This window comes from Gemmiger sp., assembly GCF_057431175.1.
Map to the genome: position 1 here is coordinate 25431 of NZ_DBMDDV010000023.1, position 20598 is coordinate 46028.

Here is a 20598-nt window from a genome sequence, read left to right on the forward strand (position 1 = left end):
CATCTGCACAGCCTCCTCGCCGCGCCCTTTGGCAGCCCAATTTCCCCAGGCCGCCGCCCCTCATGTTTCCGCGGGCGGGCCGTGCTCGCCCATCAATTTTCTACATAGAAAGGAACTTTATCATGAAAAAGCATTTTCCCAAAATCATCGCCGTTACTCTCGGTGTCGCCGCGCTGGCCGTCAGCGTGCCGGTCTCTGCTTTCGCCAAGTCCAGCAAGCCGCTGAGCTACCTGTACACCTACCAGCTCACCTTCGACGGCTACGACACGATGTCTCTCTCCCCGGACGATACCGGCACCATCACCGCACCCGCCCTGCCGGAGGGTGCCCAGTACTGGCAGTGCAACGGCAAGCACGTCATGCCCGGCGAGCAGTTCAGCTATGACCAGCTGGATGATTGGCTCTGCCCCAGCGTGGACATCGATGACGGCACCGGCACCCACCGCACCACCGGCGCGTACTTTATGGCCATCACCGGCGATACGGCCTACGTCCACTACTACGCCAACGACACAGCGGTCAAGACCGATGCAGTGTTTGACGGCGGCGTCAGCGAGGTGCCCAGCACCGTGAACGGCAAGGCGGTGGCCTACTGGGTCACGGCGGACGGCGGGGTCAGCATCTACACCCCCGCGGCCCTGAGCTACGATGAGCTGTTCTGGCACATCCACGTCGAGGAGATGGGCAACAACCTGAACCTCTACGCCGTCTTTGGGGATGGCGACACCATCCCCGCGCCGCAGCCGGTCGTGACCGAGACGCCCGCCGCGTCCACCGAGGACAACACCCCGGCTGTGGATACCCGCACCGAGCAGCAGAAGGAGATCGATGAGGCCATTGCCAACGGCACCTGGGGCATCGAGTACACCACCTGCCAGAAGTGCGGTTATCACAACTGGACCCGCCAGGGCAACGTCTATGTTTGCGACACCTGCGGCAACACGACCACCACAGTCGTCGGCCCCAAGGGTGTGAAGGGCTATGTCGGCAGCAGTGCGATCGCCGCCGTTGCCCCCAAGGCTTCCGCGCCCGAGACCCGCTACGCCACCGCCGCCGAGGCACAGGCCGCCGCTGACAAGCGCGAGACCGCTTACGCCGCCGCCGTGGCCGCGTTCCAAAAGCAGATCGACGCGCAGAACGCCGCGTATCTGGCCGCGTTAGGCAAGTAACCCAATAGGGAAGGGGCACACCGGGAGGGTGCGCCCCTTTTCTCATTGAATCCCCCGCCTAAATTTGCTATAATACAAAAAAGTGTTGCCGCGCACGGCAGGAAAGGACGCATCCTATGAAACGTATCTACATCACCGCTATCCCGCTGGACAGCAATTTTGCCATCGCACCCTACGCGGCGCAGGCGGCCAACTACCAACAAACCTACACTGCGCCGTCCTGCTATCCCATCACACCCATCATCGCCGACACCGCCCGTCCCGGCGACGAGATCACAGTGCTGGCCGTGCGCCAGAAAAACAGCTTCCGCAGCGACAACCTCGATGCGTTCCGCCGCGAGCTGGACACCCTGGGCACGCCCCACACACTTATTGACGTAACTACGCCGGAAAGCCAGCAGCGCGACGCCCTGCTGACCCTGTTCGAGACGCTGACAGACGCCATGCAGGACGACGCCTGCTACTACGCCGACGCGACCTTCGGCACCAAAACTTACCCGCTGGTGCTGGCCTCGGCGCTGCGGTATGCTGAGAAAATCCTCGATGATACGGAGGTTTGCGGCATCTATTACCGCGAGCTGACCCGCGAGAACGGCCGGGTCAAAACCGCCCGCCAGTACGATATCAGCACGCTGTTCACGCTGGACGGCATCGTGGACATGGCAGCGGGGGAGGACATTGCCGATAAACGCGCCTTTATCAAGTTGATGCTGCACCCCGACCGGGAGGTGTGAGCCATGCCGGACTACCAAAAAGACACCCCCAGACAGGCCGCCCTGCGCCGCGAAATTGAGACGCACGCCATCTGGCAGTACCCGCCAGAGGAGCGCCTGCAGCACAACCGCGAGTGGCAGAGCCTGTATCTGTTGGTGTTTGAGTTTAAAAACTTCTTACAGAAAATCGAGCACCGCCTGCAAAACACCGACGCCAGCGCCCTGGCCCAGGACGAGGAAGCCATGCTGGACGCCCGCTACACCCGCCGCAGCCAGCTGCGAGGCAAGCTGGACACCCTGACCTTCACCCAGGCCATGCGCACCGCCGTGGCCAAGTTTGACACCACCTCCGGCAAGGAGTTTCTGGCGTATTTTGACGCGATTTACAGTAACACCCTGCACGAGAACGTCAACAAGCAGGCCAACCGCGACCAGGGCGACATTGGGCTTTCCTCCCGGGAGGGTAAACTGTGGAAGCGGGTGCTGGATCTGTGCGACAAGCAGGGCCTGGACGCCCGCCGCCTGCCAGCCCCCTTTTATAAGCAACTGGCTGACAGCCTGGGCCTGGACGAGGACGCGCTGCGACGGCTCATCCGCAACGCCACCAGCGCCCGGCGCACTTTCTCGCTGAACGAGGACGGCGGCGACAACGGTCCGGCCTTCGACATGGCCGACCCCGGGCAAGAAGATTTACAGCTGCGCCTGGAGCGCACCACCGAGGCCATGCGGGTGATCGCGCTGTTCGCGGGCAAGGATATTAAGGATTACCCGCGGCTGTTTTTCACCACCGACGTGCTGGGACCACTCTGCGCTGCGAAGCCGACTTTCCCGCCAGAGCGCTACTGCGCCCTGCTGGAAAAGCAGGAGGACTTGCTTTGGAGCCACATTTTTGTGCGCGGGTACATTGATTTCCTGTTTGACCCCGCTCACCCCGCGCGGCTGCGCGTCCTGCCGGACACGCCCTTGGCGCACCCCCTGCGGGACAGCAGCGTAGCCGCCTACCAGCACGTGACCCCTGCCGCCGTCAGCAGCCAGCGTAAGCAATACACCGCGTTGCTGCACAAGATGATGGCGCAGATGCAGGGGTGAAGGGGGAGAACAACGTCTAATTTCGCTAAAGACGGATTTAGCGAAATATAGGGGGGTGTAGCTTTGCTTCGTCTGCGCGGCCTTGCCGTTACCCATCATAACCCAAACGCGAGAGCAGCTTTCCCACAAAGCTGCTCCCGCTTCTTTTTTATTTGGCTGGCTTTTTTAGCGCGTAGTCCCGCATCCCGGGGATGGCACCGCCGGAGATGGCCCAGAGATAGAGGCTGGCGACGCTGCCGTAGGGGCTGAACCGGCGACGGTACTTTTCAAAAAGCTTGCGGTCAATTTTTCGGTGATGGTACAGCATCCGCAAACCGCGCTGTATCGCTAAATCGTCGTAGCTGAACACATCGGGCCGCTGCATACAAAACAGCAAAATCATCTCCGCCGTCCAGACGCCGATGCCCTTTAAGCTGCTCAGCGCCCGGATGGCCTCGTCGTCTGGCATCTGCCAAACGGCCTGCAAATCAAACGTGCCGTCGTGGATTTTCTGTGAAAAATCCGTGATGTATTCCGCCTTGCGGAAGGTCATGCCCAGCTGTTGCAGCTGCGGCACCCCCGCCGCCAGCAGGTGCTCGGCGTCCACGGTGCCCAGGGCGTCCCGCATCCGCTGCCAGATGGTGGCCTGCGCTTTCATCGAAATCTGCTGCCCGATGATGTGATGCACGACCGCCGCAAACAGGTCGGTATCCACCTCGCGCTCAATCGGCCCGATCTGCGCGATGGCCGCCGCTAGCCGCTTGTCCTTGCGGCTTAAATAGTCCGTCTCTTTGGTGCCGTAGGCAAAGTACATTTCGCTGCCCCCTTTTTCCAAAATTATACCACAGCCGGGCGAAAAATCCAAACAAAATTGCGGTTTCCTCTTGACATTAGACCCCACTTCAATGGTATGCTTTGTGTATAGAAAATCGTCGAAAAGCGAGGCTGAACATAGATGGACAAATTGGAAGCACTCCGGCAGTATCTGCGGGAGCTGGGCAGCGTGGCGGTGGCCTTTTCCAGCGGTGTGGATTCCACATTCTTATTAAAGGTAGCGCACGACACGCTGGGCGACAATGCTATTGCCGTGACCGCGCGGAGCTGTTCTTTTCCCAAGCGGGAGTTGGACGAGGCAACGGCGTTCTGCAAAAAGGAAGGAATCCGTCACTTTATTGTGGAGTCTGAGGAACTGCAAATCGAGGGTTTCTCCCACAATCCCAAGAACCGCTGCTACCTGTGCAAGCATGAATTGTTTGAAAAAATCATCGCGTTAGCGAAGGAAAACGGTGTTCTGTATGTGGCAGAGGGTTCCAACATGGACGACAATGGCGACTACCGCCCTGGCTTGCAGGCCGTAGCCGAGCTGCACGTGACCAGTCCCTTGCGCCATGTCGGCCTGACGAAGCAAGAGATTCGCAACTACTCCCGCCAGCTGGGGCTGCCCACCTGGGACAAACAGTCCTTTGCCTGCCTGTCGTCGCGGTTCGTCTACGGCGAGGAAATTACCGAGGAAAAATTGGACATGGTGGACAAGGCTGAGCAGCTGCTTTTGGATTTAGGGTTCCACCAGCTGCGGGTGCGCATCCACGGCAAAATGGCGCGTATCGAGGTGCTGCCCGCAGAGTTTGAGAAGCTGCTGGAACACCGGGAAGAAATCGTTACAGCGTTTAAAAAGTTTGGTTTTACCTATGTGACGATGGATCTGCAGGGATATAGGATGGGGAGCATGAACGAGACGTTGGGGGTTAAAAAGTAAGAGAGCGTCCGAAAAGCCAATCCCCTACCCTGCTCTCCAATCTCACGAAAGGACAAACCATGGACACCAAACACATTCTGGAACAGGTTCGCGACGGCGCGGTGAGCGTGGAGGAGGCGGAACAATACTTCCGCCGCGCGCCGTTTGAGGAACTGGGCTACGCCAAGCTCGACACCCACCGGCGGCTGCGGTCCGGCTTTGCCGAGGTCGTTTTTTGCAGCGGCAAGGCTGACGACTACCTCGTCGGTATCTTCCAACGGCTGGCTGCTGAGGAAGGCGAAGTGCTGGGCACCCGCGCCACACCCGCCCAGGCCGCGCTGGTGCAGGCCGCCTGCCCCGGCGCGACCTATGACCCCATCAGCCGCCTGTTGAAACTGGAAAAGCACAATAAACCGTTACACGGCAATATTGCCGTCTGCACCGCAGGCACGGCGGACATTGCCGTGGCCGAGGAAGCCGCCCAGACCGCCGAGTTCTTCGGCAGCAAAGTCACCCGCGTCTACGACGTCGGCGTCAGCGGGCTGCACCGCCTGCTGGCGAACCTGGAGCCAATCCAGGCCGCCAACTGCGTTGTGGCCGTGGCGGGCATGGAGGGCGCACTTGCCAGCGTCATTGGCGGGCTGGTGCAAAACCCGGTCATTGCGGTGCCCACCTCGGTGGGGTACGGCGCGTCCTTCGGCGGCGTGTCGGCCCTGCTGACGATGATCAACTCCTGCGCCAACGGCATTGCCACCGTCAACATTGATAACGGCTACGGCGCGGGCTACTTGGCAACCCAGATCAACCGCCTGGCACTGGGCGCGAAGGAGTAAAAAATGAACAAACGAACGTTATATTTAGAGTGCAACTCTGGCCTGAGCGGTGATATGTTCACCGCCGCCCTGCTGGACTTGGGCGCGGACGAGGCTGTGCTGCGCAAGGCGCTGGCCAGCCTGCCGCTGGACGGATTTGACATCAAAATATCTCGTGTCAAAAAATCCGGGCTGGACGCCTGCGATTTTGACGTGGTGTTGGACGCCGCCCACGAGAACCACGACCACGACATGGCGTACCTCTACGGCGACGACCACGCACATTGCCATATGCATGAACATCACCATGACCATGACCATGCCCGCGGCGACCACCATCATCATCACGAGCACCGCGGGTTGGCGGAAATCCTCGATATCCTCTCCTGTGCAGATTTGACGCCCCGGGCGCGGGAGCTGGCCGAGCACATCTTCACGATTTTGGGCAGGGCCGAAGCAAAAGCCCACGGTGCAACGCTAGAAACCGTGCATTTCCACGAGGTCGGCGCGGTGGATTCCATCGTGGATATCACCGCTGCCGCCGTCTGCCTGGACAACCTGGGCATTGAGGAAGTCATCCTGCCGATCCTCTATGAGGGCACCGGCACCATCCGCTGCGCCCACGGCGTGCTGCCCATCCCGGTGCCGGCCGTCGTCAACATTGCGGCAGCCGAGCACCTGAACCTGCACATCACCACCGCCCGGGGCGAGTACGTGACTCCCACCGGCGCGGCCATTGCGGCGGCCATCCGCACCAGCGAGACGCTGCCCATCGCGTTCACCGTGGAAAAGATCGGCCTGGGCGCAGGCAAGCGCGAGCAGGAGCTGCCCGGCTTTGTGCGGGCCATGCTCATCCACCCCCACAGCGCTGCGGACGGCGACGCGCAGGACACCATCTGCAAACTGGAAACCAACATCGACGACTGCACCGGCGAGGCCCTGGGTTACGTGATGGAGCGGCTGATGGCCGCAGGGGCTCGGGACGTGTACTACACGCCGGTCTACATGAAAAAGAACCGCCCCGCGTATCTTTTGGCGGTGCTCTGCCTACCGGAGGACGCCGCCGCCATGGAGCAAATTATTTTTTCCGAGACGACCACCATCGGCATCCGCCGTGTAAAAATGGAGCGTTGCGTGCTGAAACGCCGCCTGCGCACCGTGCAGACGAGCCTGGGCAGCGTGCAGGTCAAGGAGTGCGAGGTTCCCGCCAAGGGCGACGCCGTGCACATCCGCTGCTACCCCGAGTACGAGAGCGTGCGCCAGCTCTGCCGCGAGCAGGGCTGTAACTACCAGGATGCCTGCCGAACGATTTTAAAGGAACTTGATACAAAAGAAATGGAGAATTGAATTATGCACATGGCAGATGCGTTGCTTTCCCCCGGTGTGGCCGGGGTGATGTATGCGGCCTCGGCGGTCGCAACCGTGCACAGCGTACACAAGCTGGAGCAAAACCGCGACACAACGGATAAAATCATCCCCACCATGGGCGTCATGGGCGCGTTCGTTTTTGCGGCGCAGATGATAAACTTCACGATTCCCGGCACCGGGTCGTCGGGCCACCTCTGCGGCGGTATGCTGCTGACGGCCATTGTGGGGCCGTATGCGGCGTTTTTGACGATGATCGGCGTGCTACTCATCCAATGCCTGCTGTTCGCCGACGGCGGCCTGATGGCGCTGGGCGCGAACGTCTGGAACATGGCGTTCTACGGCTGCTTTGTGGGCGGTCTGCTCTGGAAAGCGATGATGCAGCGCGGAATTTCCAAGCGCAAAATCGTCGTTGCGTCGCTCTTAGGCTGCGTGCTGACCCTGCAAATGGGCGCGCTGTCCGTCTCGGTGGAGACGCTGGCAAGTGGCATCACCGAGCTGCCCTTCACCGCGTTTTTGCTGGCAATGCAGCCCATTCACCTGGCGATTGGCCTGGTGGAAGGGGCCATCACAGCGGCGGTGCTGGTGTTTTTGCAGCAGGCCCGGCCCGCACTTCTGTGGCAGACCCAGACTATCGACGAGGCAAAGCAGCCGCTGACGCTGCGCCGCACGCTGGGCATTGTGGCCGTGGCGGCGGCGATGACGGCGGGGGTGCTGTCGCTGTTCGCGTCGGCCTTCCCCGATGGGCTGGAATGGTCGCTGCAGCGCATAACCGGCAGCACTGAACTGGACGCCGGTGGCCCGGTGCAGGCGTTTTTTGCCCACATCCAAAGCCTGACCGCGCTGCTGCCTGACTACAATTTAACCGGGTCGGAAAGCGCCGCAGGGGCCTCGGCCGCCGGTTTGATTGGCGCTGCCGTCGTGCTGGCGGCGGTGGTCGTGCTGGGCAAAATCCTGAAAAAGGCGGCACAGCGACATGGATCGTCTGCATCGCGCGATTAAAAATGTCCACCGGCTGGACGATTTGGCCGCCCGCGGCACGGCTCTGACCCGGCTGCCGCCGCTGCCCAAACTGCTGGCGGTTTTAGTCTATCTGTGTGTGACCCTATCGTTCCAAAAATACGCCTTGACTGGGCTGCTGGGCATGGCGCTGTGGCCGATACTACTGTATGAAATCGACGATCTATCGATTGTTAAAACGCTGCAGCAGTGTTGGGCTGTCGTGGCGCTGCTGGTGCTGGTGGGCATCGCCAACCTGTTTTTTGACCGTGCACCGGTGCTGACCCTGGGGCCGGTCGTGCTGTCCGGCGGGGCGGTCACGCTGCTGGTGCTGGTGGTCAAGGGGGTGCTCTGCTTTCTGGCGGTCTACCTGCTGATTGCCACCACCGGCATGGAGCGGGTCTGCGCCGCGCTGCGCCAGCTGCATATCCCCCGGGTGCTGGTGACGACAATTTTGTTGACCTATCGTTATATTGTGCTGCTTCTGCAGGAGGGGAACCGAATCTCGACGGCCTACGCCCTGCGTGCACCGGGGGAGAAGGGCATCCATTTCCGCGCCTGGGGTTCACTGCTGGGGCAGCTGCTATTGCGGAGTGTGGATCGGGCGCAGCTGGTGTATGAGAGTATGATGTTAAGGGGGTATGGGTGGCGCGACGACCCCGCCCCTACCCGGCAACCGCAGAAGGGCAGCGCCGCAGGCACGGTTTTCTTTGTTGCAACGCTTATGTATTGCATCCTCTTCCGCGTCATCCCCATTTTTGAACTTCTCGGCCAACTTTTTTGAAAGGAGAGCATCATGACACCAATTTTAGAATTGCAAGACCTCTCCTTCCGGTATGAGGGCGGGCTGCCCGGGGAGAAAGTGCTGGACGCGCTGACCTTTGCCGTCGCGCCGGGCGAGCGCGTTGGGCTGGTGGGCTGCAACGGTGTGGGCAAATCCACGCTGCTGAAAATCCTTGTGGGCATCCTGCCGATACAGGCGGGGGCACTGACCGTTGGCGGTCTGCCGATGGAACGCAAAAATCTGGCGGAAATACGCCGAAAAGTCGGGTACATCTTCCAGGATTCCGACAGCCAGCTTTTTATGCCCACCGTGCGGGCCGATGTAGCCTTTGCCGCCGAGAATTACGGCTATCCGCCCGAGGAAGTCGCCGCCCGCACCCGGCGTGCGCTGGCCGCCGTCCACATGGAGCACTGCGCCGATCGGCCGGTGTACCGGCTTTCCGGCGGTCAAAAGAAGCTCGCGTCCATCGCGGGCATCCTGACGTTGGACCCCGCGCTGATCCTGATGGACGAGCCGTCCGCGGCGCTGGACCCCCGCAACCGGCGGGCGCTCATCGGCATTTTGAACGCGCTGCCCTGCGCGAAGCTGATTGCGTCCCACGACCTGGATTTCATCTACGACACCTGCGACCGGGTGCTGCTTCTGCACCACGGCCAGCTCGCCGCCGACGGCCCCGCGCGGGAGATTTTGCGCGATAAAGCGTTGTTAGAAAGGTGCGAATTGGAGTTGCCGTTGAGGTGGCAGCGGGATTTTTAATCACGTTCCTATTTTTAAAAGGAGGACCTTATCATGTCTAAATCCACCGTTTACTTTACCAACGAGCTCACGCCGGAGGCGGTCGTGAAAATGTATAAGCAGCTGGGCGTGGAACTACCCGGCAAAGTCGCCGTCAAGGTTCACAGCGGCGAGGACGGCAACCAAAACTACCTGCACCCTGAGTTCATGAAGCCGGTCATCGACGCCGTGCATGGCACCGTGGTCGAGTGCAACACCGCTTACGGCGGTGCTCGCAACGAAACCCCCAAGCACATCGAGCTGATGAAAAAACACCACTGGAGCGACCTTTTTGACGTGGACATCATGGACGCCGAAGGCCCCGACGTGGAGTGGCCGGTCGAGAACGGCAAGGTGCTGAAGGTCAACTACCTGGGCAAGAATATTGAAAACTACGACAGTATGTTGGTTCTTATCCACTTTAAGGGTCACCCCATGGGCGGCTACGGCGGTGCGCTGAAGCAGCTGTCCATCGGCTGCGCATCCAGCGCGGGTAAGACCTACATCCACTCCGGCGGCAAGGTCACCGACCAGAACGTGCTGTGGGAGAACTGCGCCCCGCAGGATACCTTCCTGGAGGCTATGGCCGACGCCGCTTCCACCGTAGCCAAGCACTTTGCGGGCAAGATTGCCTATGTGGCCGTGATGAAGAACCTGTCCGTTGACTGCGACTGCTGCGCCGTGGCCGAGGACCCCTGCATGGACGACGTGGGCATTTTGTCCAGCCTGGATCCCGTTGCGCTGGACCGTGCCTGCGTGGACCTAGTCATGAACAGCAACGACCCCGGCCGCGACCACTTTATGGAGCGCGTCAACAGCCGCCACGGTACCCACACCATCGATACCGCCGCCGAGCTGGGCATTGGCAGCAAAGAGTACGAGCTGGTGCGCGTGTAACCCCCCCCCTGCCGCATAAAATAATGCATCCCCCGACGCATTGCGCCGGGGAATTTTTGCGTTTATGTTTCGTTTGTCTGCAATCGTGTCTGGCGACGGTAATCCAACGGTTTTACGTGATATTTCTCGTAGAACACCCCGGCAAAACGGCCCTGGTTCACGTACCCGCACTGGCGCGCGTTCACGGTCATCTACGCCGTGTCCATCGTGTTCTACCTGCTATCTTACCCCTGGGGCGGCGGGGACAGCCTGCTGACGCAAATCGGCGCGGTCATTTCGCCGGTGACGGAGTTCTTTGGAATGACATGGCAGATGTTCATGGCATACCTGTCGTCCATGTTGACGAAGGAATCACTGCTGGGTGTCATCAACGCGCTGTACAGCAACAGCGATGTGGCGGCCGCCGCCTTCAACGCCAAGTCCGTCGGCGTCAGCGAGAGTCTGGCTATCCTGCTGCCGCAGGTCATCAGCAAAGCGCGGGCGCTGGGCTTTATCATGGCCATCGTCTTTAATGTGCCCTGCACCATGACCGTAGCCGCGATCTACCGCGAGAACCACTCTGCCAAGTGGATCGTGCTGTCCATCGGGTATTATGTGGCGTTCTCGCTGGCCATCAGCTGCGTATTCTACCACATCGGGCTGCTGATTTGGTAAAAAGTCCATTTGCATTTTTGCGCCGGCTGCGGTATAATCAGAGAAATGATTTTACAAGGTAGGAGTCGGCTATGAACAAGACACTTTCCATCAGCGCCATGCAGTATGATTTCCACACGCTGCTCAAGGTTTCCGATATCTGTGGCCTGACCGGGGAAATTGGCTTTCACGACACGCCGAACGGTTACCTCATCAGTTTTCCAGACGGCGACGGCAAGGCCGACAAGCGGATGGCTGAGTACCAGAGCCGATTGAAAGATTTGGAAAATAATATTTGGAATCGGTAAGATAAGAGAATGAAATAGCCCCCGGTCGGGAACGCGTGATGCATGTACCCGACTGGGGGTGTTTTTGTGTTATCGCGCTGTTGCAGGGGGCGGCACGCCGGAAAGAGTAATGTTTTCGTTCATCTTGCCGCCTTCCGTCTTGGGCGGTGTAAATTTGCCGTTGCCCTGCTCCCGTGCGGGGTGGTATAATGCGGGTAGAAACTTTGCGGGGAGGGGCACACCATAGCAAAAAAAATTGTACATTATCACCTGCCGGGCTTGTTTGAATTTTACGAACTCTACGCCCGGTTTTTGCCGCTAACCCGCGCCCACCCGGAATATTTTTACGATTGGTGCGATATAGCGTCGATTTACGGTGCCCCGGCCAACTGTCTGTGGGGCGGCGGACGCGTGGGTGCCGGGGATGTGCCGCCCCGCCGCGTGCTGGCCCTACTGCGGGCGTACGGTATTTCGGCCCGGCTGACTTTCAGCAACTCTCTGTTGGGGCCGGAGCACCTGGCCGACGCACGGTGCAACCGGCTCTGCCGCCTGTTGGTCGAGGACGGCAACGTGGCGAACGGCGTCATTGTGCATTCGGACCTACTGGCGGACTACCTGCGGCAGACCTGGCCGCAGCTGTATCTTGTGTCGTCCACCACCAAGGTGCTGACGGATTTTCCCGCGCTGCGCCGGGAGCTGGAACGGCCGGAATTTCGCTATGTTGTGCCGGATTTTCGCCTGAACAAGGCGTTTGCACAACTGGCCGTCCTGCCCGCGCCGCTGCGAGACAAGGTGGAATTTTTGTGCAACGAGTGCTGCCGCCCCGCCTGCCCCGACCGCAAAGCCTGTTACGAGGCCGTCAGCCGCAAAAATCTCGGCCTGCCCGGCCCGGAACACCGCTGCACCGCGCCCGACGCGAGCGAGGGATACCGCTTCTCCCGCGCGATGGCAAGCCCCGCGTTTATCGGCGTGGGGGATATCCGCGACACTTACCTGCCGATGGGGTTCACGAACTTTAAAATTGAGGGCCGGGGCTTGGGCAGCGCGGTTGTGCTGGAATTTTTGCTGCACTACCTGACGAAGCCCGCGTACCACCTTGCCGTGCGTGAAGCGGTGTACCTGGACGCGGAGTTGGATTTGTTTTAGATTTTTGTTGTAGGAGGCGGCGTCCTCGACGCCCCGCGGAGGGGTCAAGACCCCTCCCTACAAAATGGCTCTGCCATATCATTTTTATATAACAAGCATATAAAAAATACTTTTTACATACTGCCGCTCCTTGCGTATACTATACCATGCAAGAGGAGTGGAGAATATGCAATACACGGACTTGACGAAAAAGGAATTGCAGCGAGAATACAACCGCATGGCCCGGCGCTACACCGGCTTTGTGCGGGAACCTTTGCAGCTGGACATGGCTGAGGAGGACCCCCTGCTGGGCAAAAGCGAGAGCCTGCGTGCGGCGCGGCATTTTGGCACCGTGCTAAACAAGGAGTTGAGTGACAGCGGCGCAGCGCGCCCCACCGACGCCCAGGACGCCGTGGCAGCCTTGTCCACGATGCCCGGCTGTGCCCACCGCACCGCCGAGTTGTGCCGCCAGGCTGGCGTCCGGTTCGACGCGGTGGATCACAGCACGATCCTGGCCCGCATCATCCCGGTGGATGCTGGTTCGGAACAGCTGGCCCACGCAGCCAGCGTGTTTGCCATTAGCGCCCGCATAGCCGCACTGGAAAGCCTGCAAGGCATGCTCCGTGCATAAGATTTTGTGATACGTGATACAAAATATGCCCGCCCCGGTTCCCTGTGGAACTGGGGCGGGCGCATTCTATTTTTTGGCAGTATTCAGCAGCCGCAGCCGGAACTCACGGGCGGCAGTGTTCAGTGGGCGGTGGTGGTCGTAAACCAGGCAGACCGACCGCGGGGGGATGTGCTCCCGCAGGTCAAGCTGCACAATGCGCCCGCGGGCCAGGTTGCCCCTGGCCATCGGCTCCGGCACAAAGGCCAGGCCCAACTCACTGCGCACCAGCGTCAACATCTGGTCGGTGGTGGCGGCCTCGATATCCGGCTTGAGTTCAGCGCGGTTTTCCAAGAAAAACTGGCGGTAGAACGTGCGGCTCATACTCTCGCTGCCCAGCATGATAAGTGGGTAGGCGGTCAGCTCTCGCAAAGAGAGTGTCCGCCCCGCCAGCGGCGCAAAGGTCTGCCCGCCGACGAGGATTTCGTTGAAGGGCATCAGCTCGACCATTTTCAGTTCGCCGCCCGGCTCGGCGGGGGTGGTCACGACGGCGAAATCTACCTCGCCGTTTTTCACGGCCTGGATGGCCTGCGGCGTCGAGTGGTTCGACAGTCGCAGCCGGATACCGGGGTACTGCGCGTGGAACGCCTGCAGCCGCTCGGACAAGCAGATGTTCAGCGCGGTCTCGGTGGCGCTGATGCTGATAGCGCCGTGTTCCAGCGTAGCGCTGGCGCTCAGTTCGGCCTCAGCGTCCTGGATCTGCACGGCGGCCGACGCGATGCGGGCGTAAAGGGTCTCCCCTTCCGGCGTCAGCGTCACGCCCCGGTTGGAACGGATGAACAGCACGCAATGCAGCTGGTCCTCGAGTTTGTTCATGGTGTGGGTGATGTTAGGCTGGTTATTGCCCAGCACCCGCGCCGCCCTGGTAAAGTTCTGATATTTGGCGACATAATAAAAAATTTTGTAGTATTCCCAATCCACGTACATGGATGCGGCCCCTCTCTTCCCATGTATTTTTTACATGGCGTCTATATACAGGATACATATTTTATATCTTGTATGTTCCCAGTATACCAGCAGTCCGCCACAAATGCAATGGGCGGCAGGGGTTTTGTTTTTGCGGGGCAGCGGACTTTATCGTTAAATATTATTCCAGCACCAGCAGCAGACTCATCTTGAACTTGCCCTGCGGCGTGACGCTGTGCAGACCGTTCTTGTCAAAGCGGAAACTCTCGCCGGCGTTCAGCTCGTAGTCCCGGCCCTCGTAGCCGATGATGGCCTTGCCTTCCAGCGCGGTCAAGATAGCGTTGCCGGGGGCACGGTGCGGGGTCAGGCCGGTACCTTCGTCGAAGGCCATCAGCACAAACTTCATGTTGTCGGCGTGGACGACGTCCAGATTGGCAATGCTGCCTTCCTCGTAGGAAATCAGGTCTTTCAGGGCCGTGGGATGGCCCGCTTTGATGAGGCTGTTCATAGTAAAATTCTCCTTTTTCAAAATGATTTCGGTGTAGATCATGCCGGTGTCCGCCGCTGCACCGCACAATGTTTTTGGCGGCAGAACGAGCAATTCACCGGGGCATATCGGCGTGGGGCGTGCATCGTCGCCCAGCACAAAGCAGCCTGCGCCCTCGGCCGCGATATAGAGCGTGGTGCAGTCGTAGCTTTCTGGCGTAATAGTCGTGCCCGCGCCCAGCGAGAACCAAGTCACCGGCACCGCGCCCAAATGGGCAGGGCGCGAGACGGTCATGCCGTCGCGGATGGGGCGCATCTGCGCGATGGTGAAGGGGGTGTTGTTCATGGGAAGTCACTCCTTTTTTAATAGTATACCACATTTGAGACGGCGGGGATGTTGTAGAAACAGCAATTACAAGAAATTATTAGGGTTTCCGTGATAAAATGGAGGTTTTCCCTAGTTGCCCGCCTCACCACGGGCGAGCAATGCCCGTCCGTACTTTCTTCACTCAACAAAATCCTCCTCCAGCAGCAAAATACTGTGCTTATTCTGCCGTTTTCGTCCTGTTTTGTGGCGCGAGCGGCGGCTATAATAAAGCCACCAACCACAAAGGAGGATATGGTATATGTTGACCGCAATCATTATTGCCGCTGCCGTGGCGGCGCTCATTGTGTTCTTTTTTCTCTGCTACAAAAAGGCCCCGCCGACACAGGCCATTGTCGTGACAGGCCTCGGACTGTCGCGGCCCAAGGTCGTCTGCGGGCGCGGCGTGTTTGTGCTGCCCATCGTGCAGCGGGCGGACCGGCTGAATATGCGCTTACTCAAAATCGATGTAAAAACGCCGGAAACCGGTGTCAAAACCAAGGAGGGCGTCTCCCTCTGGCTGGACAGCGTCGTGACCGTGCAGGTGTACAGCGAGAACTCCACTGTCGCGGATGAGGAAGTCCGCAACGCCGGGTACGACGACGTGAAAAAGTACATCAACTCCCGTCAGCAGGCGGCGATTTCCAACTTCTTAGGCATGGATGAGGCCCACATCAACGAGAAGATTAACGACGTGCTGCAAGGCAACCTGCGCGAAATCGTCTCCGAGATGACCGTTGACCAGATTTTGACCAACCGCAAACAGATGGCCATCAGCGTCGTCGAGAACGCCCGGCCCGACCTGGCCAAGATGGGCCTGGAAGTCGTGACCTTCAACGTGCAGGACGTCAAGGACGCCATCGACGCCCAGGGCCACAACCACGGCGTCATCGAGGCCATCGGCGTTGAGCAGGAGGAGCTGGTCAAGAAGCGCGCGTCCATCGCCAAGGCCGAAGCTGAGCGCGACGTCTCTTGCGCGAAGGCTGCCGCCGCCATGGCAGCCAACGAAAAGGAAATCGAAGCCCAGACCGCCATTGCCAAGCGCAACAACGAGCTGAACCTGGCGAAGTCCAAACTGAAAGCCGAGGCCGACAAGGCCGCTGCCGACGCGGACGCCGCCGGTATGATCCAGACAAACTTGCGTGCAAAGGAGGTCAAGGAGTCCGAGGCGGACGCCGAAATTGCAAAGCAGAAAAAGATGGTCGACCTGGCCGCCCAGGAGGCCGAGGTGCAGCAGCGCAAGCTGGATGCGGAGATCCGCAAGCAGGCCGATGCCGAGCTGTACCGCCGCCAGAAGCAGGCCGAAGCCCAGAAGTACGAGGCCGAGCGTGCCGCCGAGGCCGCAAAGTTTGCCAAACAGCAGGAGGCTGAAGGCATTGCGCTGGTAGGCCGCGCGGAGGCCGAGGCCATCCGCCAGAAGGGCCTTGCCGAAGCCGAAGCAATGAAGCAAAAAGCCGAAGCCTACAAGCAGTACAACGACGCGGCCGTGGCTGAGATGATGATCAAAGTGCTGCCTGAAATCGCTAAGAACGTGGCCCAGCCCCTATCCGCCATCGACAAGGTATCCATCATTGGCGGCGACGCGTCAGGTGTGTCGGGCGTGTCCGGCAACGTGCCAGTGCTGATGGCCCAGACATTGGAGACGATGAAGGAAGCCACCGGCATTGACATGAAGGAGATTGTCCGCGCTAACAGCATCCAGGCCAAGACTGACCGGAACATCACCGTGAAGGGACTGGACGGGGTAAAGGATGCCGTGCAGAACGATACCCCAAGCGAAGGGGAAAGTGAGGAGTAAGGGTAACGGGCAAAGCCCACGCAAAAAGGCTCCTCACGCAGTGAGGAGCTGGCCAAGCTTGCGGGGCCTGAGGGGCTTGCCTAATTCCCGCACCATTAACTTATAAAAAAATGCTATCCGATTTTCCCATCGGATAGCATTTTTTTATTTCTCCGGCAGCTCTGCCCACAGGGGCAGGCGGTGCAGGGCGCGGACGATGTTGCACTGCTCCAGCAGCGTTCCAGCGGCGTCACACATGGTGGCGTACCATATGGGACTGCGCAGGGTGTTTGTTTCGGGGTCGAACAGGTGCTCGGGGCCGCTGGCGTACTGGAAATGCAGGTGGCTCAACAGCCCACCAGACTGCCGTGCGGTGCGGTGCGGCATCGGCTCCATAGCCAGCAGGCAACGGAACGGCCAATCTGCGGCGACGTTCTCGGCCATGAAAAGCGCGTTTTCCTTGCCTTCCAGACCTCGTTCCAGCACGCGGTCCAGGTGGTAAATGGCGCGGCCCAGCGGGGCACCGTCGTCGGCCAGCCACTCGATGCAGAGCTTATCGCTGCCCGCGGGGGTGATCTCCCACCCACCCAGGGTGCGCGGGTTGCCGATGCTGGTGGTCACGCAGGCCATCTGCCAGAACGCCTTTGCGCCGTTTTTGAACATCGGCAGCGCAGCGGCCACGCCCTCGGCGTCGCGCCAGGCGGCCTGCATATGGGGGTCCGTGCTGGTCAGGTAGCTTTCAAAATTATTCCACCGGCCTAGCCAGTCAGTTTGATGAAATTCCATAATAGATAGTTCCTTTCTGTGAGATACTCGGCCACCTCCCTACTATGTGAGGAGGCTTACTCGCGGGCGAAGCCCGCGCAAAAAGGTTCCCCATCCTGGGGAGCTGACCCAGTCCGCTAGGCCTGAGGGGCTTTGCCCGTTTCCATATTACGACAGCGTGATAACCCTATCGCACCACGCGGCAGCCAGTTCCTCGTCGTGGGTGATGACGAGGAGTGTCTTGCCCTGGGCCTTTAACACCTGCATCAGGCGGCCTACCTGCTGCATGCTGCCCCAGTCCAGGCCGCTCGTTGGCTCGTCTAACAAAATCAACGGTTTATCGCTCAACATGGCGACGGCCACCACGACCCGCTGTTTCTGCCCTCCGGAAAGGCTCATAGGGTGGCGGTCGGCCAGGCTCGCCAGCCCCAGCGCCTGCATGACCTCGTCGCAGCACTCGGGGTGGGCTGCACCCAAGAGAATTTCCTCTCGCACACTGTCGCTGAACAGCTGATAGTTCACGTCCTGCATGACGAGAAAACTGTTGTGTAGGCGTTGTTTTTCGTTGGCCGGGCGGCCATGCCAGCAGATTTGCCCACCCAGCGGCTTCATCAAACCGCAGAGTGTGCGGGCCAGCGTCGTTTTACCGATGCCGTTGCGGCCCATCAGGCCGACGATTTCCCCCGCCCCGAACGCGAGGTTCGGCAGCGTGCGCAGTGGGTTCTTCTTGTCGTAGCCCAGCGTGACATTTTTCAGCGTCAGCACCGGCGCGCCCAGGCATTCTCTGCGATGTTTCGCGGTGATTTCCGCCCGGCAGTCGTCCAGCGCCCGCCCGCGCAGGCCGTATTCGGTCAGGCGTTCAGGGGGCAGGGCGGCAAACTCCGCCGCAGTCCACTGGGCCGTCAGCGCACCGTCCGCAAAGTAAAAATAGCGATCCACTAGGTCGGTGATCCAGGCCAGGCGGCGCTCGGCCAGCACGACGGTGACGCCGCACTGTTTCATCGTGGCAACCATGTCGTGCATACGTGTGATGGCAGCGGCATCTAGATTGCTCGTAGGCTCGTCTAAAACCAGCAGTTTGGGGCTGAGCATACAGGCCGTTGCAAACGCGACCTGCTGCTTCTCTCCGCCCGAGAGCTTGAACACACTGCGGCCCATCAGCGGCTCAATGTGGAACTTCCGGGCCGTCTCGGTCACCCGGGTACGGATGGCTTCCGGCGGCAGGCCGCTGTTTTCGCAGGGGAAGGCCAACTCGGCGGTGGTGTCCACGTTGAAATATTGTGTCTTAGGGTTCTGGAACACGCTGCCCACTTGGGGCACGTAGTCCTCGATGGCGGCCTCGCCCGCGGCCAGACCAGCCGCCGTACACCGCCCGGCCAGCGCACCGGGGTAGAACACCGGGGCCAAGCCATTGAGCAGCCGTGAGAAGGTCGTTTTGCCGCAGCCGCTGCGGCCGCAGAGCAGCACGCATTCGCCGGGCTGTACGGTCAGCGCCACATCCCGCAGGGCGGGTGCAGGGCTGCTCTGGTAGGTAAAATCAACGTTAGAACATGAAAGTATGGGTTTCACAGCAGTGTCACCGCCTTCCAGACCAGCGGCAGCGTGCAGAGCGCCGGGTAAAGGAAATCCCACACGGTCAGCCGCAGTTCAGTCATGCAGGTATGCCGCCCCGGCAGGCCGATCCCCTTGGTCAGCGCAGCGGCGGACAGATCCTGCGCCACGTTGTTGCTGTTCATCAATAGCGGCATCAGAATGTATTCCAGCGACTGCATCGGGTGAAGCAGCAGGGCGCCGCGCCCCTCGGCGATGCCGCGCAGCGCCATAGCCGCACGGATTTGACGGTAATCCTCGCCCACGGTGGGGAAAAACCGCACTACCACCGCACAGGGGATGATGACGCTCTCCGGCACGTGCATCCGGCGCAGGGCGGCGGTCAGCTCGCCGATGGTCGTGGTCGAGAACGCATACGCACCGGTGATAATGCAGGGCAGCATCATCCGCACGCCGACCGAAACCAGCGACAGCAGGTTCAGAAGCACGCCCTCCCCTGCCCGGGGCACGACGAAGATATCCACGGCCAGCAGGCCAAAATACAGCGCGGACAGCCGCAAACCCATCCCGATCTTGCCCGAGAGGAAAAATAGCAGCAGACACAGCGCGGTGGTCGCAGCCTCGGCCGCCGTGCCTACATGGAAGAGCAACAACAGGTTTGCCAGCAGCAGCAGATACAACTTGGCGCGGGGATCCATACGGAACGTCATGCGACGATCCCCGCTTTCTCAAAGTGCTTTTTCATCATGCGCTGGCCGAACAGCCCGCCCAGCACGGCGCAGACCAAAATCGCCGCCATAGCCGCGACGAAGCTGCCGTTGTTGATGGGCGCAAACAGTGTATCGATGTAGGCGGCATCCTTGCCGCGGGCGGTCAGGTTGGCAATGTAGGCGTCCTTCATGAACCAGAGCGGCAAAATAGGCCCGGTCAGACCGTAGGAGAAGACGACATAGCTGACCAGCAACAGCTTTTCACTGCGGAACTTGCCCCGGGCGGCGATGAGATCTGCCAGCAGGCCGCAGACGATGTTGGCGGCGAAGGACAGCACAAAGTGGCCGGACACAAAGAAGAACAGACCCATGACAAGGCCCATGATCGTGATACCGCCGAATTTTTGCAGTTTGGCGGCCAGCAGCATATACACGCTGCCGGAGATGAGCGCCGCCAGCGCGGGCAGTACGATGTTGCCCACACCCGGCAGCAGTGCGCAGGTGAAGGTGACGACCGTGACGAGCACGAAGTAGAGAGCCGTGAAAACGCCGACTGAGATAAGGTCGGGCACGGTGAGTTTGTTGGGGGTGATGGAGTTGGTAGTTTGCGGCATTGTGATGTAGTCCTTTCTTTAATGTTAGCATCGGCTAACTCATGGGTATGCTTACACAGAAAAAGCGCAGCGGGCTGCGTCCTTTCGGAGCACAGGAGTTAGTGTACCATAACCGTGGCACATCTGTCAACTGTAGGTTATCATTGGCAAGGTCGGGCATATGCCGCTCTTTTGCCTTTCACCTCTCGTATAGGGGCCGCATATGTGCGGCCCGCCACTTTCCCGCAGGCAGCCGCCCGCCTTCCACAACCGGGCCGGGCAGACTCGGCCCCTGCAGCGATATAACAAACAAAAAGGCCCTGCTCATCACTAGGATGAACAGGGCCTTTTTACGAGAAGCCGGCATCTACCTATTTTCACAGGCCGTTTCCAGCCAACTATCTTCGGCACAAGTGAG

Annotated in this window: 23 protein-coding genes; 15 read left to right on the forward strand and 8 right to left on the reverse strand. The window is 60.1% G+C overall.

All coding sequences use genetic code 11. The annotated features are described in order from the left end of the window. Nucleotides 1-122 precede the first annotated feature (122 nt). From ACZO0A_RS09095 to ACZO0A_RS09105, 3 genes are all read left to right on the forward strand, one after another. Nucleotides 123-1169, forward strand: a complete 1047-nt coding sequence (locus tag ACZO0A_RS09095; protein ID WP_291231796.1) for a hypothetical protein — start codon at nt 123-125, stop codon at nt 1167-1169. Between the two features lie 116 nt (nt 1170-1285). After that, on the forward strand, nt 1286-1903 hold the full coding sequence (locus tag ACZO0A_RS09100) for a TM1812 family CRISPR-associated protein (protein WP_337808344.1): 618 nt from the start codon (nt 1286-1288) through the stop codon (nt 1901-1903). Nucleotides 1904-1906: 3 nt separating this feature from the next. Continuing rightward, entirely contained in the window at nt 1907-2971 is a 1065-nt protein-coding gene (locus ACZO0A_RS09105; RefSeq protein WP_291210005.1) for a hypothetical protein, read from the forward strand. A gap of 148 nt (nt 2972-3119) precedes the next feature. Here the strand turns inward: ACZO0A_RS09105 and ACZO0A_RS09110 are convergent, their stop codons facing one another. After that, nucleotides 3120-3764 (reverse strand): DNA-3-methyladenine glycosylase family protein, encoded by a 645-nt coding sequence (locus ACZO0A_RS09110; RefSeq protein ID WP_486846236.1) that lies wholly within the window; start codon nt 3762-3764, stop codon nt 3120-3122. A 141-nt stretch (nt 3765-3905) separates the two neighbouring features. Here ACZO0A_RS09110 and larE point away from each other — a divergent pair, with 141 nt between their 5' ends. From larE to ACZO0A_RS09145, 7 genes are read left to right on the forward strand one after another with little or no spacing between them, the layout of a single operon-like run. Beyond that, nucleotides 3906-4706: an ATP-dependent sacrificial sulfur transferase LarE gene (larE, locus tag ACZO0A_RS09115; protein WP_291231792.1), complete on the forward strand. Its 801-nt coding sequence runs from the start codon at nt 3906-3908 to the stop codon at nt 4704-4706. 59 nt (nt 4707-4765) lie between these two features. Then, nucleotides 4766-5518 carry a nickel pincer cofactor biosynthesis protein LarB gene (gene larB, locus ACZO0A_RS09120; protein WP_291231791.1) on the forward strand — a complete coding sequence of 251 codons (753 nt, stop codon included), beginning with the start codon at nt 4766-4768 and terminating at the stop codon, nt 5516-5518. A 3-nt stretch (nt 5519-5521) separates the two neighbouring features. Then, nucleotides 5522-6844, forward strand: a complete 1323-nt coding sequence (larC, locus tag ACZO0A_RS09125) for a nickel pincer cofactor biosynthesis protein LarC (protein WP_486846238.1) — start codon at nt 5522-5524, stop codon at nt 6842-6844. A 3-nt stretch (nt 6845-6847) separates the two neighbouring features. Continuing rightward, complete coding sequence (locus ACZO0A_RS09130) at nt 6848-7864, forward strand: energy-coupling factor ABC transporter permease (protein ID WP_302376342.1); 1017 nt, start codon at nt 6848-6850, stop codon at nt 7862-7864. Then, nucleotides 7839-8645 carry a cobalt ECF transporter T component CbiQ gene (gene cbiQ, locus ACZO0A_RS09135; protein WP_302376340.1) on the forward strand — a complete coding sequence of 269 codons (807 nt, stop codon included), beginning with the start codon at nt 7839-7841 and terminating at the stop codon, nt 8643-8645. The genes ACZO0A_RS09130 and cbiQ overlap by 26 nt, the downstream gene beginning before the upstream one ends. Nucleotides 8646-8657: 12 nt before the next feature. Beyond that, complete coding sequence (locus ACZO0A_RS09140) at nt 8658-9401, forward strand: energy-coupling factor ABC transporter ATP-binding protein (protein WP_302376339.1); 744 nt, start codon at nt 8658-8660, stop codon at nt 9399-9401. A gap of 33 nt (nt 9402-9434) precedes the next feature. Then, nucleotides 9435-10316, forward strand: coding sequence for a DUF362 domain-containing protein (locus ACZO0A_RS09145; protein ID WP_302376337.1), 882 nt, complete (start codon nt 9435-9437; stop codon nt 10314-10316). A 62-nt stretch (nt 10317-10378) separates the two neighbouring features. Here ACZO0A_RS09145 and ACZO0A_RS09150 read toward each other — a convergent pair whose 3' ends face one another. Beyond that, nucleotides 10379-10507 carry a hypothetical protein gene (locus tag ACZO0A_RS09150; protein ID WP_302376336.1) on the reverse strand — a complete coding sequence of 43 codons (129 nt, stop codon included), beginning with the start codon at nt 10505-10507 and terminating at the stop codon, nt 10379-10381. Between the two features lie 7 nt (nt 10508-10514). Between ACZO0A_RS09150 and ACZO0A_RS09155 the strand changes: the two genes are divergently transcribed. From ACZO0A_RS09155 to ACZO0A_RS09170, 4 genes are all read left to right on the forward strand, one after another. Beyond that, on the forward strand, nt 10515-10970 hold the full coding sequence (locus ACZO0A_RS09155) for a nucleoside recognition domain-containing protein (protein WP_302376335.1): 456 nt from the start codon (nt 10515-10517) through the stop codon (nt 10968-10970). Nucleotides 10971-11041: 71 nt separating this feature from the next. Further along, nucleotides 11042-11257 (forward strand): hypothetical protein, encoded by a 216-nt coding sequence (locus ACZO0A_RS09160; protein WP_291210024.1) that lies wholly within the window; start codon nt 11042-11044, stop codon nt 11255-11257. A gap of 222 nt (nt 11258-11479) precedes the next feature. Then, nucleotides 11480-12382, forward strand: a complete 903-nt coding sequence (locus ACZO0A_RS09165) for a hypothetical protein (protein WP_302376408.1) — start codon at nt 11480-11482, stop codon at nt 12380-12382. Between the two features lie 166 nt (nt 12383-12548). Beyond that, nucleotides 12549-12992, forward strand: a complete 444-nt coding sequence (locus ACZO0A_RS09170) for a hypothetical protein (protein WP_291210028.1) — start codon at nt 12549-12551, stop codon at nt 12990-12992. 66 nt (nt 12993-13058) lie between these two features. Here ACZO0A_RS09170 and ACZO0A_RS09175 read toward each other — a convergent pair whose 3' ends face one another. Beyond that, nucleotides 13059-13955, reverse strand: a complete 897-nt coding sequence (locus ACZO0A_RS09175; protein WP_302376333.1) for a LysR family transcriptional regulator — start codon at nt 13953-13955, stop codon at nt 13059-13061. 160 nt (nt 13956-14115) lie between these two features. After that, entirely contained in the window at nt 14116-14766 is a 651-nt protein-coding gene (locus tag ACZO0A_RS09180; RefSeq protein WP_291231783.1) for a cupin domain-containing protein, read from the reverse strand. Nucleotides 14767-15046: 280 nt separating this feature from the next. Between ACZO0A_RS09180 and ACZO0A_RS09185 the strand changes: the two genes are divergently transcribed. Continuing rightward, nucleotides 15047-16582, forward strand: coding sequence for a flotillin family protein (locus tag ACZO0A_RS09185; protein ID WP_294719751.1), 1536 nt, complete (start codon nt 15047-15049; stop codon nt 16580-16582). 144 nt (nt 16583-16726) lie between these two features. On the opposite strand, the gene ACZO0A_RS09190 is transcribed toward ACZO0A_RS09185, so the two are convergent. The 4 genes from ACZO0A_RS09190 to ACZO0A_RS09205 all read right to left on the reverse strand — a co-directional run bounded on the left by ACZO0A_RS09190 (nt 16727) and on the right by ACZO0A_RS09205 (nt 20201). Further along, nucleotides 16727-17347: a hypothetical protein gene (locus ACZO0A_RS09190; RefSeq protein WP_291210036.1), complete on the reverse strand. Its 621-nt coding sequence runs from the start codon at nt 17345-17347 to the stop codon at nt 16727-16729. Nucleotides 17348-17494: 147 nt separating this feature from the next. Then, nucleotides 17495-18895, reverse strand: coding sequence for an ABC transporter ATP-binding protein (locus ACZO0A_RS09195; RefSeq protein WP_302376329.1), 1401 nt, complete (start codon nt 18893-18895; stop codon nt 17495-17497). Continuing rightward, nucleotides 18892-19587: an energy-coupling factor transporter transmembrane component T family protein gene (locus ACZO0A_RS09200; RefSeq protein ID WP_302376328.1), complete on the reverse strand. Its 696-nt coding sequence runs from the start codon at nt 19585-19587 to the stop codon at nt 18892-18894. The genes ACZO0A_RS09195 and ACZO0A_RS09200 overlap by 4 nt, the downstream gene beginning before the upstream one ends. Next, complete coding sequence (locus ACZO0A_RS09205; protein WP_302376327.1) at nt 19584-20201, reverse strand: MptD family putative ECF transporter S component; 618 nt, start codon at nt 20199-20201, stop codon at nt 19584-19586. Before ACZO0A_RS09205 ends, ACZO0A_RS09200 begins: the two co-directional genes overlap by 4 nt. Nucleotides 20202-20598: the final 397 nt, after the last annotated feature.

Bases quoted from the DNA above. Each gene is read 5' to 3' on its own strand.
- ACZO0A_RS09095 (WP_291231796.1), top strand. From the start codon at position 123: ATGAAAAAGCATTTTCCCAAAATCATCGCCGTTACTCTCGGTGTCGCC.
- ACZO0A_RS09100 (WP_337808344.1), top strand. From the start codon at position 1,286: ATGAAACGTATCTACATCACCGCTATCCCGCTGGACAGCAATTTTGCC.
- ACZO0A_RS09105 (WP_291210005.1), top strand. From the start codon at position 1,907: ATGCCGGACTACCAAAAAGACACCCCCAGACAGGCCGCCCTGCGCCGC.
- ACZO0A_RS09110 (WP_486846236.1), bottom strand. From the start codon at position 3,764: ATGTACTTTGCCTACGGCACCAAAGAGACGGACTATTTAAGCCGCAAG.
- larE (WP_291231792.1), top strand. From the start codon at position 3,906: ATGGACAAATTGGAAGCACTCCGGCAGTATCTGCGGGAGCTGGGCAGC.
- larB (WP_291231791.1), top strand. From the start codon at position 4,766: ATGGACACCAAACACATTCTGGAACAGGTTCGCGACGGCGCGGTGAGC.
- larC (WP_486846238.1), top strand. From the start codon at position 5,522: ATGAACAAACGAACGTTATATTTAGAGTGCAACTCTGGCCTGAGCGGT.
- ACZO0A_RS09130 (WP_302376342.1), top strand. From the start codon at position 6,848: ATGCACATGGCAGATGCGTTGCTTTCCCCCGGTGTGGCCGGGGTGATG.
- cbiQ (WP_302376340.1), top strand. From the start codon at position 7,839: ATGGATCGTCTGCATCGCGCGATTAAAAATGTCCACCGGCTGGACGAT.
- ACZO0A_RS09140 (WP_302376339.1), top strand. From the start codon at position 8,658: ATGACACCAATTTTAGAATTGCAAGACCTCTCCTTCCGGTATGAGGGC.
- ACZO0A_RS09145 (WP_302376337.1), top strand. From the start codon at position 9,435: ATGTCTAAATCCACCGTTTACTTTACCAACGAGCTCACGCCGGAGGCG.
- ACZO0A_RS09150 (WP_302376336.1), bottom strand. From the start codon at position 10,507: ATGACCGTGAACGCGCGCCAGTGCGGGTACGTGAACCAGGGCCGTTTT.
- ACZO0A_RS09160 (WP_291210024.1), top strand. From the start codon at position 11,042: ATGAACAAGACACTTTCCATCAGCGCCATGCAGTATGATTTCCACACG.
- ACZO0A_RS09170 (WP_291210028.1), top strand. From the start codon at position 12,549: ATGCAATACACGGACTTGACGAAAAAGGAATTGCAGCGAGAATACAAC.
- ACZO0A_RS09175 (WP_302376333.1), bottom strand. From the start codon at position 13,955: ATGTACGTGGATTGGGAATACTACAAAATTTTTTATTATGTCGCCAAA.
- ACZO0A_RS09180 (WP_291231783.1), bottom strand. From the start codon at position 14,766: ATGAACAACACCCCCTTCACCATCGCGCAGATGCGCCCCATCCGCGAC.
- ACZO0A_RS09185 (WP_294719751.1), top strand. From the start codon at position 15,047: ATGTTGACCGCAATCATTATTGCCGCTGCCGTGGCGGCGCTCATTGTG.
- ACZO0A_RS09190 (WP_291210036.1), bottom strand. From the start codon at position 17,347: ATGGAATTTCATCAAACTGACTGGCTAGGCCGGTGGAATAATTTTGAA.
- ACZO0A_RS09200 (WP_302376328.1), bottom strand. From the start codon at position 19,587: ATGACGTTCCGTATGGATCCCCGCGCCAAGTTGTATCTGCTGCTGCTG.
- ACZO0A_RS09205 (WP_302376327.1), bottom strand. From the start codon at position 20,201: ATGCCGCAAACTACCAACTCCATCACCCCCAACAAACTCACCGTGCCC.